This window comes from Bacillus sp. 1021 (assembly GCF_014534735.1).
Classification (GTDB): domain Bacteria; phylum Bacillota; class Bacilli; order Bacillales; family Bacillaceae; genus Bacillus; species Bacillus siamensis.
Map to the genome: position 1 here is coordinate 243082 of NZ_JACVSR010000002.1, position 12902 is coordinate 255983.

Annotated in this window: 16 protein-coding genes and 2 pseudogenes; 9 read left to right on the forward strand and 9 right to left on the reverse strand. The window is 45.7% G+C overall.

Annotated features, from left to right (window positions below; all coding sequences use genetic code 11):
* Positions 1 to 5: 5 nt before the first annotated feature.
* The gene (locus tag ICW23_RS07805) at positions 6 to 389 is read right to left on the reverse strand and encodes a glyoxalase GlxA (protein ID WP_032875731.1); all 384 of its coding nucleotides are present in this window, start codon (positions 387 to 389) and stop codon (positions 6 to 8) included.
* Between the two features lie 84 nt (positions 390 to 473).
* On the opposite strand from ICW23_RS07805, the gene ICW23_RS07810 reads away from it, so the two are divergent.
* Positions 474 to 1661 carry a class I SAM-dependent rRNA methyltransferase gene (locus ICW23_RS07810; protein WP_188154294.1) on the forward strand — a complete coding sequence of 396 codons (1188 nt, stop codon included), beginning with the start codon at positions 474 to 476 and terminating at the stop codon, positions 1659 to 1661.
* Positions 1662 to 1742: 81 nt separating this feature from the next.
* Here ICW23_RS07810 and ICW23_RS07815 read toward each other — a convergent pair whose 3' ends face one another.
* The 5 genes from ICW23_RS07815 to ICW23_RS07835 all read right to left on the reverse strand — a co-directional run bounded on the left by ICW23_RS07815 (position 1743) and on the right by ICW23_RS07835 (position 4886).
* Entirely contained in the window at positions 1743 to 2585 is an 843-nt protein-coding gene (locus tag ICW23_RS07815; protein ID WP_223152280.1) for a DUF2268 domain-containing putative Zn-dependent protease, read from the reverse strand.
* A 46-nt stretch (positions 2586 to 2631) separates the two neighbouring features.
* Positions 2632 to 3390, reverse strand: coding sequence for a MerR family transcriptional regulator (locus tag ICW23_RS07820; protein WP_188154528.1), 759 nt, complete (start codon positions 3388 to 3390; stop codon positions 2632 to 2634).
* Between the two features lie 127 nt (positions 3391 to 3517).
* Positions 3518 to 3712: a YwbE family protein gene (locus ICW23_RS07825; protein ID WP_016937504.1), complete on the reverse strand. Its 195-nt coding sequence runs from the start codon at positions 3710 to 3712 to the stop codon at positions 3518 to 3520.
* Positions 3713 to 3837: 125 nt separating this feature from the next.
* The gene (locus tag ICW23_RS07830; RefSeq protein ID WP_012118753.1) at positions 3838 to 4518 is read right to left on the reverse strand and encodes a CidB/LrgB family autolysis modulator; all 681 of its coding nucleotides are present in this window, start codon (positions 4516 to 4518) and stop codon (positions 3838 to 3840) included.
* Entirely contained in the window at positions 4500 to 4886 is a 387-nt protein-coding gene (locus ICW23_RS07835; protein ID WP_016937505.1) for a CidA/LrgA family holin-like protein, read from the reverse strand. Before ICW23_RS07835 ends, ICW23_RS07830 begins: the two co-directional genes overlap by 19 nt.
* A gap of 106 nt (positions 4887 to 4992) precedes the next feature.
* Here ICW23_RS07835 and cidR point away from each other — a divergent pair, with 106 nt between their 5' ends.
* The 6 genes and pseudogenes from cidR to ICW23_RS07865 all read left to right on the forward strand — a co-directional run bounded on the left by cidR (position 4993) and on the right by ICW23_RS07865 (position 9751).
* On the forward strand, positions 4993 to 5901 hold the full coding sequence (cidR, locus tag ICW23_RS07840) for a cidABC operon transcriptional activator CidR (protein WP_045925509.1): 909 nt from the start codon (positions 4993 to 4995) through the stop codon (positions 5899 to 5901).
* A 2-nt stretch (positions 5902 to 5903) separates the two neighbouring features.
* Positions 5904 to 6722 carry a hydroxyethylthiazole kinase gene (thiM, locus tag ICW23_RS07845; RefSeq protein ID WP_188154296.1) on the forward strand — a complete coding sequence of 273 codons (819 nt, stop codon included), beginning with the start codon at positions 5904 to 5906 and terminating at the stop codon, positions 6720 to 6722.
* Positions 6719 to 7393, forward strand: coding sequence for a thiamine phosphate synthase (gene thiE, locus ICW23_RS07850; protein WP_099744989.1), 675 nt, complete (start codon positions 6719 to 6721; stop codon positions 7391 to 7393). Before thiM ends, thiE begins: the two co-directional genes overlap by 4 nt.
* 72 nt (positions 7394 to 7465) lie before the next feature.
* Positions 7466 to 7789, forward strand: a pseudogene (locus tag ICW23_RS07855) (Efem/EfeO family lipoprotein); the annotation flags it as partial.
* Positions 7790 to 7807: 18 nt separating this feature from the next.
* Positions 7808 to 9064 carry an iron uptake transporter deferrochelatase/peroxidase subunit gene (efeB, locus tag ICW23_RS07860; RefSeq protein ID WP_188154297.1) on the forward strand — a complete coding sequence of 419 codons (1257 nt, stop codon included), beginning with the start codon at positions 7808 to 7810 and terminating at the stop codon, positions 9062 to 9064.
* Between the two features lie 84 nt (positions 9065 to 9148).
* A complete protein-coding gene (locus ICW23_RS07865; protein WP_188154298.1) occupies positions 9149 to 9751 on the forward strand; it encodes a DsbA family oxidoreductase in 603 nt (200 codons plus the stop codon).
* Between the two features lie 22 nt (positions 9752 to 9773).
* Here the strand turns inward: ICW23_RS07865 and ICW23_RS07870 are convergent.
* From ICW23_RS07870 to ICW23_RS07880, 3 genes and pseudogenes are all read right to left on the reverse strand, one after another.
* Positions 9774 to 10438 (reverse strand): annotated as a pseudogene (locus tag ICW23_RS07870) (glycosyltransferase family protein).
* Positions 10438 to 11118 carry a class I SAM-dependent methyltransferase gene (locus ICW23_RS07875; RefSeq protein ID WP_188154299.1) on the reverse strand — a complete coding sequence of 227 codons (681 nt, stop codon included), beginning with the start codon at positions 11116 to 11118 and terminating at the stop codon, positions 10438 to 10440. Before ICW23_RS07875 ends, ICW23_RS07870 begins: the two are co-directional and overlap by 1 nt.
* A gap of 192 nt (positions 11119 to 11310) precedes the next feature.
* The gene (locus tag ICW23_RS07880) at positions 11311 to 11472 is read right to left on the reverse strand and encodes an anti-repressor SinI family protein (protein WP_016937514.1); all 162 of its coding nucleotides are present in this window, start codon (positions 11470 to 11472) and stop codon (positions 11311 to 11313) included.
* Positions 11473 to 11807: 335 nt separating this feature from the next.
* Between ICW23_RS07880 and ICW23_RS07885 the strand changes: the two genes are divergently transcribed.
* Complete coding sequence (locus ICW23_RS07885) at positions 11808 to 12431, forward strand: TetR/AcrR family transcriptional regulator (protein WP_049627618.1); 624 nt, start codon at positions 11808 to 11810, stop codon at positions 12429 to 12431.
* A 79-nt stretch (positions 12432 to 12510) separates the two neighbouring features.
* The gene (locus ICW23_RS07890; RefSeq protein ID WP_032864817.1) at positions 12511 to 12897 is read left to right on the forward strand and encodes a GtrA family protein; all 387 of its coding nucleotides are present in this window, start codon (positions 12511 to 12513) and stop codon (positions 12895 to 12897) included.
* Positions 12898 to 12902: the final 5 nt, after the last annotated feature.

A 12902-nucleotide genomic window follows, 5' to 3' on the forward strand; every position in this document is an offset into this window, starting at 1 on the left:
TTTTTTTAACGCTGGAAAAATTCGATCCATTCGCCGTCAGGTCCTTCAATGTAAAAGTAGCGGTACCCGTTCGGAAGCGTCGTGATTTCTTCATCGATAAATACGGCGCCCTGACGCTTTGCATGCGTGAATTCCGCCGCGATATCTTCAGTTAATAAAGCGATATGATGCACTTTTCCTTCTGCGGGAAGCTCGCTGCTGTAGCCTTGAATCAGCTCAATCTCCGTCTCAGGCCCTTCCTGAAAGCCGAGAAAGGCAAGTTCAATAATGCCGTTCGTATGAGTGATACGATCCTTTAACTGCATACCGAGAACGTCTTGGTAAAAAGCAATGGATGTTTCAATATCTTTGACCATAATGCCTGTATGGTCGATTCTTTTGGCTGTCATGGTTTTCCCCCTGTTTTGAATTTTTCGGGACAATGCATGTTTTATGGTACGATAAGAGAAAGCAAAACGAAAGAGGAATGCACAATGAAGCTACTTACAGTGAAAGATACATTTGCCGGAAAGCTGAAAAAAGGATTCCCCCTGATTGAAAAAGACGCTCTGTCCGGAAGCTCGGCTCACTTAACAGAGGGCGATCTTTTTGATGTGACATCCGAGAAGGGCGAATTTATCGGGAAAGGCTATTACGGTTTGCAGAATAAAGGAGTCGGCTGGGTGCTGTCCCGTGCGAGAGACGAACAAATCGACGGACGTTTCTTTTTGGACAAGCTGAAAAAAGCGGCTGAAGCAAGAGCCCATCTGTTTAAGGCGCCCGATACGACGGCGTTCCGTCTGTTCAACGGTGAGGGCGACGGCATCGGCGGCGTCACGATTGATGTCTATGACGGTTATCTGCTGATTCAGTGGTACAGCAAAGGCATTTATGCATATAAGGACAGTTTGATTGAGGCGATTGACGGGCTGGAGCTTTCTTATAAGGCGATCTACGAAAAGAAACGGTTTGATACCGCCGGACAGTACGTGGAAGACGACGATTTTGTCAAAGGTGAAAGAGGAGACTTTCCAATCATTGTCCAAGAAAACGGCATACAGTATGCGGTGGATTTAAACGACGGGGCGATGACGGGCATTTTCTTAGACCAGCGTCATGTACGCAAAGCGATTCGGGACAAGTATGCAAACGGCAGACGGGTGCTGAATACGTTCTCTTATACGGGGGCATTTTCGGTTGCGGCGGCGCTTGGAGGAGCTGAAAAAACGACCAGTGTCGATGTCGCCAACCGTAGTCTTGCAAAAACGATTGAACAGTTCAGCGCCAACGGAATTGATTACGAAGCACATGATATTAAAGTCATGGATGTTTTCAAATACTTCGGCTATGCGGAGAAAAAAGGGCTGGCGTTTGACCTCATCATCCTTGACCCGCCTTCTTTCGCCCGTACAAAAAAACGGACGTTCAGCGCGGCGAAAGATTATAAAAACCTGCTGAAGGAAACGATCGCCATCACCGCAAAAAACGGCATCATCGTTGCATCGACAAACAGCAGTGCCTTCAATATGAAGAAATTTAAAGGCTTTATAGAGACCGCCTTTAAAGAAAAAAACGAGCGTTACGACATTTTGGAAGAATATACGCTTCCGGAAGATTTCAAAACGATTCCCGCGTTTAAAGAAGGGAACTATTTGAAAGTTGTTTTCTTACGGAAAAAATAGGATTATCGTTTAAAGCGATGAAAGAGGGGGAAAGAAAACCTTCCTTCATCGCTTTAAATTGGTTGAAAATAAAACAGGTTGTTAAAGAAACAGTCCGCTATTATGCAGTATCTCATCTGTATTAAGTAAAGTGGCTTCTCTAATTCCCACATTGTTGGCCTTCATGAAGGATTGCACTGCTTGGTAGCCAACCGCATAGCCTGCAAACGGTGATAAGCCGACAGGCTGATAACCTTGTTGGACTGCAAAGATGTCACCAAACATGTAACTGCTGACCTCAGCAAATCCTTTCATATTTAATGAGTCTTTGATGATTTCTTTTGAGTATTCTAAGTCTTCTTTTTCAAAAGAAGTAACCCAAGGACCTAACAGAGCTTCTCCGTAAAGTTCTTTGGCAAACGATTCTGCCAACCCCTCTATAATTAAGTAATCACCAACCGTTACGTTCCCATAATCCCAATTGAAATACGAAAAACGAATATTATGATGAAATTCATGTGCGATTACAGCAGGCAGTCTCGGTATATTATAAGTATTGGGAAAAATACTAACTTGAATAAATCCCGGAATTCCTCCAAATCCGCAATATCCTTTATGTAATTCAAGTTTTTTTGGATTAGCCAGATACATTCCGAACCTTATTTCATCAGCGTTTATTTTTAAGTTGCTTTCTTTGAGGAATTCAACACAATGAGTTAAGGCATCATATGCAATTTGAGGAGCTTGAATTTCTTTCAGGCTCTCTAATGCTTTTTTTCCGTTTTCCGTGTCCGATATGCTTAGGTAGCCCAGCATATTTGCAGCCATTATTACATCATATCCGTTAGGGTGTTTTGACTTTAAGGGGACATTAATCTTCTTCCACATGTCTTCGAAGGGTTTCATCATTGAGTATCGATAATAATCTTCTCTATTTTCAATCATTGAAAATAACTTTTCGTATTGCCCGATTGTATCCTCTATAATGATTTTAATTGGTATCACCCTTTTTTTGATTATCTATATAGATTTTAATTGCGTCACTCATGAGCTTCGCCAATCCTTCACCATACTGATCGATGTTCTTAGTAAAGCGTTTATCTTCAACATAGAGTTGACCTAATCCATAAAAGGCATCAAAAGAATATTCACCAAAATTATCATTTAAAAAATCAAACCATTCTTTTACAGCTATTTGTACTTTCGGAGAGTTGGGGGATTGGTTAATGAGCAATGCAAATTTATTGAACATTGCAGTCCACTTATCAGATAAATCTTTTTGTTCACCATCAGTCATGCTTTTCAATCTTATATTCACCTTATCGACAGGTTCATCCCCCCACCGTTTGCGAGCTTCTTGTTCATAAAGATTATATTTAAAGTGAATTCCCTCAAATCTCTCTTTGTTTGTCATGCAGATTTCTCCCATCATGTGTTTGATTGATTTATCAATGGTATCAATCATCTTGTCGACTCGATTTCGTTTCTCCATCAACATTTTCTTTTGTAAGATTAAAGCCTCTCTTCGGTTAAATGAAGGACTATTAATGATTTCTTTAATTTCTTTCAGGGAGAAATCGAGCTCCTTGAAAAATAATATCTGTTGAAGCTGTTCAAGGTGTTCTTCTGAATAAAGCCGATAACCGGAATCGGTAGTTTTAGGAGTCAATAATCCAATCTGATCGTAATGATGGAGAGTACGGATGCTTACTCCAATCAGTTCAGCTACTTCTTTTACTTTCATATCCATCACTTTTTCCGCCTCCTCTATTGCTACTCTAAAGTATTACGCGGCGTAAGAGTCAATAGTTAGTTATGGATTTTTCGATTTAGCTATCACAACAAAAAAAGCCGGGCACGCAGCCCCGGCTTTTTTTCTATTCAATAATCTGCTGGACCCGGCCGATTCGCCCGTCCTCCAGGCGAACCTTAATGCCTCGCGGGTGGAAGCTTGAGTTCGTCAAAATATCTTTCACGATTCCTCTTGTCAGTTTTCCTGAACGCTGATCGGCTTTCAAGACGATATCGACTTCAAGCCCTTTTCTGATGCTGTTTCGCTGCTGGCCGTTCATATGACACATCCGTTCTTCAGTCTTTTCATTTCATGTCTTATCATATCGTGTTTTCGTCTTTTTATGAAGGACAGGCTGATTGATCTCTGGTAAATAAAAAAGACCGCTCTGTCAGGAGCAGTCTTTTATGACATAAACGAAAGCAAAATCGGGGCCGCGCACAGCGTCATAATCGCGGCGAGAATCATGGACACGCTTGAGATCGTACCTGAAACGGAGCTGAGCTCAAATGCTTTAGATGTTCCCGCTCCGTGCGCGCTTGTTCCGAGCAGCACGCCCCGGGCAATTTCGTTATCAATGCGGAAATAGCGGATGACCATCGGCCCGATGATCGTTCCCAATAAAGCCGTTAAAATGACGAAAACCGCTGTAACGGCCGGCATCCCGCCGATCATTTCTGATACGTTCATGGCAATCGGCGTCGTCACTGATCGCGGCACGAGACTGTCGACTAAGCTGCTGCCGAGATGGAACCATTTTGCGATAAAGGCCGTTGACAGAATGGCGATACATGAACCGACCGCTACGTTCAAAATAATTTCCACGGCGTATTTCTTTAAAATCGGGAAATATTTATAAAGCGGGATGGCGAACGCCACTGTTGCCGGCTGAAGCATATCGGTCAGCAGTCCGCCGCCGAGATTGTATGTCTGATACGGGACATTGACAAGAAGCAGCAGTACGACCAAAACAGCGGGCGTAATCAGAAGCGGCGACGTATACACCCGCGGAAAACGAATGTAGAGTTTTTTCGCGCCCAAATACACTAAGACAGTTAAGAATAAACTTATGATTCCGATGAACACGTTTGTTTTTTCTCCTTTCTTTTTGCTATCAGCTGTGTAAGCGTACCTGTTGAAACCATCACGACAAATGTGCTGATGATGACGACAAGTAAAATGCTTACACCGAATTTAGACATAATATCTCCGTATTCAATCACTCCGACGGCAGACGGGATGAAAAACAACAGCAGCTCACCGAGGAGCCATGCTGCGCCAAGCTCGATCCATTCAAGCTTGATAATCTTGAAATGCAACAATGTGAAAAGAATCACAATCCCGATTATACTGCCGGGAATATTTATATGAAGAGCCGCCGTGACCCAATTGATCAGACGCGCAAATATAAACAGCAGAGCGATTTGAATAACGGTAAGCAACAATTTTTTCATAATGATGCCTCCCTTATATTTATATTGTACATAAGGTTTTGCTATAGGTAAAATATATATAAAGAATAATATGTATTCCTTTTGTCTATAGAAAGGATGAGATGAAATGGACATCCGGCACTTAACATACTTCTTGGAAGTGGCCCGTTTGAAAAGTTTTACGAAGGCTTCGCAGTCACTGTATGTTTCACAGCCGACAATTTCAAAAATGATTAAAAATCTGGAGACGGAGCTCGGCATCAAGCTGTTTTACCGCAATGGCCGGCAGGTTGAACTGACTGATGCCGGACAGAGCATGTATGTGCAGGCGCAGGAAATCACAAAGTCATTCCAAAACCTGACATCAGAGCTGAATGATATTATGGAGGTAAAGAAAGGGCACGTCCGCATCGGATTGCCGCCGATGATCGGGTCGGGCTTTTTCCCGAGAGTGCTCGGTGACTTCCGCGTCACATATCCCGATGTGACGTTTCAGCTCGTAGAAGACGGCTCTATTAAAGTGCAGCAAGGTGTGGAGGACGGCTCGCTTGATATCGGGGTCGTCGTGCTTCCCGCGAATGAAGAGATTTTTCATACGTTTACAATCGTAAAGGAAACCCTCATGCTCGTCGTCCATCCGTCACATCGGCTTGCGGACGAGAAAGAATGCAGTCTTCACGAATTGAAAGAAGAGCCGTTCATCTTTTTCAGGGAGGATTTTGTCCTTCACAATCGAATTATGACGGAATGTGTGAAAGCCGGGTTCAGGCCGCACGTCATTTATGAAACGTCACAGTGGGACTTTATCAGCGAAATGGTATCGGCCAATCTCGGCATCGGCCTGCTGCCGGAAAGAATCTGCCGCGGCCTTGATCCTGAGAAAGTCAAAACCATTCCGCTCGTTCACCCGGTCATTCCGTGGCATTTAGCCATCATTTGGCGGAAGGACCGCTACATGTCCTTTGCCGCCAGAGCCTGGCTGGAACATACAAAATCGTATTTGTGGAATCCGAAAAAGAGAAAAAAGGATGATTAAGCATGGATGCACAAACCGCAGCTCAACACTTGAGTAAAGTGCGGGAGCAATGCCCGCTCGTTCACAGTATCACCAATAACGTCGTCACGAACTTCTCCGCTAACGGCCTGCTCGCGCTCGGCGCATCACCCGTTATGGCTTATGCAATTGAGGAGGCCGCCGACATGGCGAAAATCGCCGGAGCGCTCGTCCTGAATATAGGCACCCTCAGCTCGGCATCGGTTGAAGCTATGATCGCCGCGGGAAAATCAGCCAACGAAAACGGCGTTCCGGTCATTTTTGATCCGGTAGGCGCCGGCGCCACGCCGTTTCGGACGGCATCAGCCCGCAAAATCATACAGGAGGTCCGCTTGTCCGTCATTCGCGGAAATGCCGCGGAAATCGCCAATATTGCCGGCGCATCCGATTGGAAGATAAAAGGCGTGGATGCTGGGGAAGGCGGAGGAGATACGCTTCAGCTCGCCAAGACGGCTGCAAGCGGGCTGAAAACAGTCATTGCGATTACCGGAAAAACTGACATCATCTCTGACGGCACCGACACATACGCCGTTCATAACGGTGATAAACTGCTGACGAAGGTGACGGGGGCGGGATGCCTGCTGACGTCTGTAATCGGAGCGTTCTGCGCAGCGGGCCAGGATGTTCTGCAAGCGGCGGTTTCAGCCGTTTCTGTATACGGTAGCGCCGCTCAGCTTGCCGCTTTAGACACGTCTCATAAGGGCCCGGGCAGTTTCCAGATTGAGCTTTTAAACAAGCTGGCAAGCATTTCAGAACAAGAAGCGGCCGAGCTTGCTGCAATTGAAAGGGTGACAGAAAAATGACGCGTATTTCTCGGGAAATGATGAAGGATATGTTATCGGTTTATTTTATTATGGGATCAAATAATACTGACGCAGACCCCGTGTCTGTGGTGAAAAAAGCCATAGAGGGCGGCGCTACGCTTTTTCAATTTCGGGAAAAGGGGAGCGGTTCTTTAACAGGGGAGGAACGTGTCCAGTTTGCAAAGCAGGTGCAGGATGTCTGCAGACAGGCCGGCATTCCTTTCATCATTAATGATGATGTTGAATTGGCCTTGCGCCTTAAGGCGGACGGAGTGCATATCGGCCAGGATGATGCAGACGCTGCAGAAACGAGAGCGGCAATCGGTGATATGATTCTCGGTGTATCAGCACATAATGTCTCCGAGGTGAAGCGGGCGGAAGCTGCCGGAGCCGATTACGTCGGAATGGGACCGGTCTATCCGACCGAAACGAAAAAAGATGCTGAAGCTGTGCAGGGCGTTACATTGATTGAAGAAGTGCGGCGTCAGGGCATCACGATTCCGATTGTGGGAATCGGCGGCATTACGGCGGCGAATGCGGCGCTCGTCATTAAAGCGGGAGCAGACGGCGTCAGCATGATCAGCGCCATCAGCCAAGCCGATGATCCAAAAGAGGCGGCGCGGAAGTTTTCAGAGGAAATTCGGCGCTCCAAAGCAGGGCTGTCCCGATAGGGCGGCCCTTTTTCTGTGTGCGCAAAAAGGCAGTGACGGACTTGGAGAATATAAGCCGTATGTCAAGAACAGAGCGATCAGCTTGCAATATCGACCGAAGCATTTGAAGGCTCTATTGCTTCTCTCAAAGTGACGCCTGAACCAATTACCGCCAACGTCGAAGGCTCAAAAGCCGTCTATGAAACAGTGAAAAGCGCGCTTGTGAAAGATCATTCCGGCGTCACGGAAAAACTTGATACGGAATTCAGCGAATTTGAAGTTTTGATGTCGAAATACAAAACAGGCGATCATTCGTATACGCCTTATGATAAATTAAGTAAAGATCAAATCAGAGAGATAAGCACGAAGCTGACGGCCCTTTCTGAAACCATGTCGAAGATTGCCGATGTGCTTTAAAAGGAGTTATGACACAGCATGAGCGATGAACTAAACAAGGAAAAACAGATCCACAGACGGGATGTCCTGAAGTGGGGCGCCGTAGCGGGCGCCGCCGTCGCTGTGGGAGCGAGCGGCCTCGGAGGACTCGCTCCGCTCTTCAAACCGGCGGCCACCGCTTCAAAGAAGAGTGAAGGAAAAAGTGATAATGATCAAATCGTTCCTTTTTACGGGAAGCACCAAGCGGGAATCACAACGGCGCATCAGACGTATGTGTATTTTGCGGCGCTTGATGTCAAGTCAAGCGACAAAGCTGATGTCATCTCCCTCTTCAGAAATTGGACCAGTCTGACGCAGCTGCTGACCTCAGGCGCCGCTTTGTCAGGCGAGCAAAAAAATAAATATATGCCTCCGCAGGATACCGGTGAGTCGCAGGATCTGGCACCGGCGAATTTAACCGTTACCTTCGGCTTCGGCGCCGGATTTTTTGAAAAAGACGGGAAGGACCGCTTTGGGCTGAAGGATAAAAAACCGAAGCACCTCGCTGACATTCCGCCGATGCCTAACGACAAGCTCGATCAGAAACAAGGCGGCGGTGATATCGTCATTCAGGTCTGTGCGGATAATGAACAAACGGCGTTCCACGCGGTGCGCAATCTGATTAAACAGGCTGTCGGCGTGTGTGAAGTCCGTTTTCTCAATAAAGGTTTCTTAAGCGGCGGGAAAAACGGCGAAACCCCGCGCAATCTTTTCGGATTCAAAGACGGCACCGGCAACCAAAGCACAAAGGATGAAAATCTGATGAATTCAATCGTTTGGGTTCAATCAGGGGAGCTGGACTGGATGACGGGCGGCACGTACATGGCGTTTAGGAAAATTAAAATGTTTTTAGAAATATGGGACCGTTCATCCTTGAAGGAACAAGAGGACACGTTTGGGCGAGTGAAAAGCTCGGGCGCTCCTTTCGGACAAAAAAAGGAGACTGATCCCGTCAAGCTGAATCAAATTCCCGCCGACTCTCATGTCAGCGTGGCGAAATCAACCGGCAGACAGATTCTGCGGCGAGCGTTTTCTTATACGGACGGAATCGATCCGAAGACGGGCTATGTTGACGCAGGCCTGCTGTTTATCAGCTTTCAAAAAGACCCGGACCGCCAATTTGTCCCGATGCTGAAAGCTTTGGCGGCAAAGGATGCGCTGAATGAATACACACAAACGATCGGCTCTTCTTTATTCGCCTGTCCCGGAGGCTGTAAAAAAGGAGAATATATCGCCCAGAAGCTGCTGGAATCGTGACACCTTCCATATGGAAGGTGTTTTTAAAAAACTCTTGTAACTATTTTTGTTACAACATAAAATAAAAAGGAAAGGAGACATACAATGACACTGCAGATTAAAGTATATACTGATTATGTATGTCCGTTTTGCTTTGTCGGCAAAGCGGCGTTTGAAGAAGCAATCAAGGACAAGGACGTACAGGTGGAATGGATGCCGTTTGAATTGCGTCCGAGTCCCTCACCGAAACTTGATCCGGTAAATGATCCCGCAAAGCGGCAGATGTGGAAAAATTCAATTGAACCGATGGCACAGTCTTTAGGCGTTGAGATGACATTCCCACGCGTATCACCGCATCCCTATACGGATTTGGCGTTTGAAGGTTTTCATTTTGCGAAGGAACATGGGAAAGAAAGCGAATACCATACACGCGTTTTTCAGGCATTCTTTCAGGAAGAACAAAATATCGGTGACATAGACGTGCTGACAAAGCTCGCGGAAGAAGCCGGACTTGACGGCGTCGCGTTCAAAGAGGCGCTTGAGACAAGAGCGTACAGGGACATGCAGCGGGAAGCGCTCCGCCATGCCTATGAGGAAGCCGGCATTACGGCAGTGCCGACGTTTATCATCGGCGATGAAAGAATCCCGGGCGTTGCGGGAAAGGAAACTTTTGAACAAATTATTGAACAGGAATTGAATAAACGTTAATCCGTAAAAAGCCCTCTTTGCATCAGCAAGAGGGCTTTCCTATATAGTGTTGGACAAATATTTGTCTGTCCGCTTCATACGCCGCGGCGTCAAAGGAGTCACCGCAAAAATGAAAGCACCAAGGGTCTTTCTGGCAGGCGACGCCGACTTGATAGCCGTGTTTTTGAAATTCGAGCGACTGTGATGTGTCATAAAAATGAAAGCCCCGAAACAAATCCTCCTGCCACTCCATGTCATATTGAGAGGCCATTAACAATCCGTCAATGGCGTCAGCGGGCATAAACAGTCCGTCTTCATCACCGTTCTCGAATTCAAGCGGATGGTAAGCATTCCTGCGCTTTCCCCATCCGCTGCCCGCTTTCCCGCCAAATGCCGTTCGGCGGAAGCGTTTTGCAGCCCGCGACACCGAGAAGACCGAGCTCACGATGAGATTGAAAGATATGAAGCATGTCTCGCAGGAAATGCTGATGAATGATAAATGTATCCCGATGCAGATACATTTTATATTTTGGAAGGGTGTTACAGCGCTTTGTTGTAGGAGGAGGCCATGCTTTCTGAATCGTATATCGGCATGATATCAACGGAATGTGAGAGGGGAACGGTAAGCTTCAGAATATGGTTTTTGCATCGGGAGTAGAGCGACTCGTCATTCACGCAAATGACAAACAGAAATGAATGTGCATCCATTACATGCTCCTCTCGGCCTCAATCACGTATTGATAGGCCGATGCTTCTGTCAGAAAATCATGTCTTATGCCAAGCTGTACGCATACTTCGTGCAATGAGGCGATGGCCCGGTGATAAGAGGGATGATCAACGCGGATCGCCTCAATGCGTTTCACCTCATAGCCTGCAGCTTTAAATAATGAAAGAGTTTCTTCCCGGGTAAAAAAACGCAGGTGGGTCTGATCCATTAACCCGGCATCCCTGTAAGTCCATTTGCCGGCTAAAAGCTCCAGCACCACTGAGATGTGGCCGACATTCGGTATGCATGCAAGCACCGTACCGTCTTTTTTTACATACGGGCGAAGCTTTTTCAGCACTGACCACGGGTCGACAAGATGCTCCAGAACGTCTCCGAACAGCATACAATCGAATTGTTCTGATTCGTACGGAAGAATGGCGGATTCAATGTCGCCGCAAAGCACATGGCTCAATTTACTTTCCGCCTTTTTTGCTGCTTCGGGAGACGCTTCAATGCCGTAAACCGTTATTCCGCGGTCTTCAATCGCCGCGCCTAAATTGCCCGTGCCGCAGCCGACATCGAGCACTGTCCGCCAGTTTTTGTCTATTTTGTTTAATAAATAAGGATTCAGGCCTTCGTAGTAGCTCTGTTGTTTTTCATCATAATAGGGATTCGTATCCATCCGTGTATCACCTCATAAATGGGCATAATACACAAGATATGCAGCGGGGGGATCTCATATCACCATGTTTGGCTGTTCAGGTAGCGGAATGGGGCGGGAATGGTTGTCCGTTCACGGTTTTGTACTCTGATTCCCCTCTTAAGATGGCAGTGTTCCTTTGAAAACTCGGGTGAAAGGATCCGCCTGTAAATCTTACTGCTGGCGGATGGTGTTTTTCATTGGTGTTTTTTTCTTCACCGCTTTTTCAGTATTTAAGAATCGCCTTACATCGTCAATGTGCAAACCCATGATTCTAGCCTCTTGAATTAACAATTGCCAATCTTGATCTATATTCTTCATTACATGAGTTTTCATAAGAACCTCCAATTGAAAAAATGATTTGCCCAGCTACAGCAGCCAATGTGTAACAAATATCACACATAGTTGGCCGGTAATCCCAAATTGAAGATGAATTCACCTACCTATTCCCTAAAAAAATGACTGAAATAACCAAAATCCTTCAAGAATTCTTACGTATAATAATAAACAAATAAATACTGACTGGATAGTATGTAAATAAAAATAAATCATATGACCTATTAACATTTACCCTTTGATCGTCGACTAGCATATTCTTTTTGTATAAAAAATACCGCAAAAGAATGATTCGGTGTAAGATAAAGTGAATGATCAAACAGCTGGGGTAAAAAATGAAAAAAAACAAATTTCAAATTAAGAGAGAAGAAACATTTGAAAGTTTTATTGACGCAGGCCTTCATCTTCTGATTGACAGAGCTTACGATTCAGTCTCAATCGATGACATCAGTAAAGCGGCGGGTTTCAGCAAAGGCGCGTTTTACGTTCATTTTGAAAGCAAGGAAGATTTTCTGAAGCATTTGTTAGACAGGCGTCAGATTAAAAAAAGGATCATCACGGGCTATCTCGACGAATTAGAAAAGCAAACAGCGCGGCCGTTGACGCTTTGTGAAGCCGCGGCAAGCGCAGCAAGCCTGTTGATGCGGTTTGTAAACAGCAAGCCTGCCTGGAATGTGGTGTCTTTTGCCGTTCATATGCCTACTTACAAAGTCGTCAGTGAATATGAGGCGTATATCCGCCTGTATAAGTTATGGATAGAAGAAAGCACCATGTACATAAATTGGCTCAAATCGAGAAATTTAATAGAAGACCATATAGATACCGAGCATACCGCTAACATGATGTGCGCGCTCATCGACGGGATGATTAAGCAATCCAATGTGCTGGGAAGGCCGGTTACTTTCCGCAGCATGTTTGACGCGTTCTATGTTTTTGTCAGCGGCAGAAAATCAGGGTAACGTTCTTCTTGATTTGACAAAAGGTTTAGAAAAGTTTTTCAGAAAGCGAGGAACTGCCATGCGTTACAGAGAAATTATGATGTATATCATTATGGGTGTGTTCACGACGATCGTGAACATCGTCAGTTTTTACATTCTGACAGCGGTATTTGAGATGGATTACAAGGCGGCGACCGTCGCCGCTTGGGTTCTGTCCGTTCTATTTGCATATGTCACGAATAAACTGTATGTATTTCAGCAAAAAACCGCGGGGATGCGGAGTCTGATGAAAGAATTGACTGCCTTTTTCAGCGTGCGGGTTTTGTCTCTCGGCATAGATCTCGCGATGATGATTCTTTTGGTCAGTCAATTTCACATGAACGAAACGTTGGCGAAAATCGCCGATAACGTCATCATCGTAGTCGTCAACTATGCTGCCAGCAAGTGGATTGTTTTCAGAAAAGCGAAAGAAGGGGGCGTGTCATAACGGTT

Coding starts and splice junctions, on each gene's coding strand:
- ICW23_RS07805 (WP_032875731.1), bottom strand. CDS start 389: ATGACAGCCAAAAGAATCGACCATACAGGCATTATGGTCAAAGATATT.
- ICW23_RS07810 (WP_188154294.1), top strand. CDS start 474: ATGAAGCTACTTACAGTGAAAGATACATTTGCCGGAAAGCTGAAAAAA.
- ICW23_RS07815 (WP_223152280.1), bottom strand. CDS start 2,585: ATGATTGAAAATAGAGAAGATTATTATCGATACTCAATGATGAAACCC.
- ICW23_RS07820 (WP_188154528.1), bottom strand. CDS start 3,390: ATGGATATGAAAGTAAAAGAAGTAGCTGAACTGATTGGAGTAAGCATC.
- ICW23_RS07825 (WP_016937504.1), bottom strand. CDS start 3,712: ATGAACGGCCAGCAGCGAAACAGCATCAGAAAAGGGCTTGAAGTCGAT.
- ICW23_RS07835 (WP_016937505.1), bottom strand. CDS start 4,886: ATGAAAAAATTGTTGCTTACCGTTATTCAAATCGCTCTGCTGTTTATA.
- cidR (WP_045925509.1), top strand. CDS start 4,993: ATGGACATCCGGCACTTAACATACTTCTTGGAAGTGGCCCGTTTGAAA.
- thiM (WP_188154296.1), top strand. CDS start 5,904: ATGGATGCACAAACCGCAGCTCAACACTTGAGTAAAGTGCGGGAGCAA.
- thiE (WP_099744989.1), top strand. CDS start 6,719: ATGACGCGTATTTCTCGGGAAATGATGAAGGATATGTTATCGGTTTAT.
- efeB (WP_188154297.1), top strand. CDS start 7,808: ATGAGCGATGAACTAAACAAGGAAAAACAGATCCACAGACGGGATGTC.
- ICW23_RS07865 (WP_188154298.1), top strand. CDS start 9,149: ATGACACTGCAGATTAAAGTATATACTGATTATGTATGTCCGTTTTGC.
- ICW23_RS07875 (WP_188154299.1), bottom strand. CDS start 11,118: ATGGATACGAATCCCTATTATGATGAAAAACAACAGAGCTACTACGAA.
- ICW23_RS07880 (WP_016937514.1), bottom strand. CDS start 11,472: ATGAAAACTCATGTAATGAAGAATATAGATCAAGATTGGCAATTGTTA.
- ICW23_RS07885 (WP_049627618.1), top strand. CDS start 11,808: ATGAAAAAAAACAAATTTCAAATTAAGAGAGAAGAAACATTTGAAAGT.
- ICW23_RS07890 (WP_032864817.1), top strand. CDS start 12,511: ATGTATATCATTATGGGTGTGTTCACGACGATCGTGAACATCGTCAGT.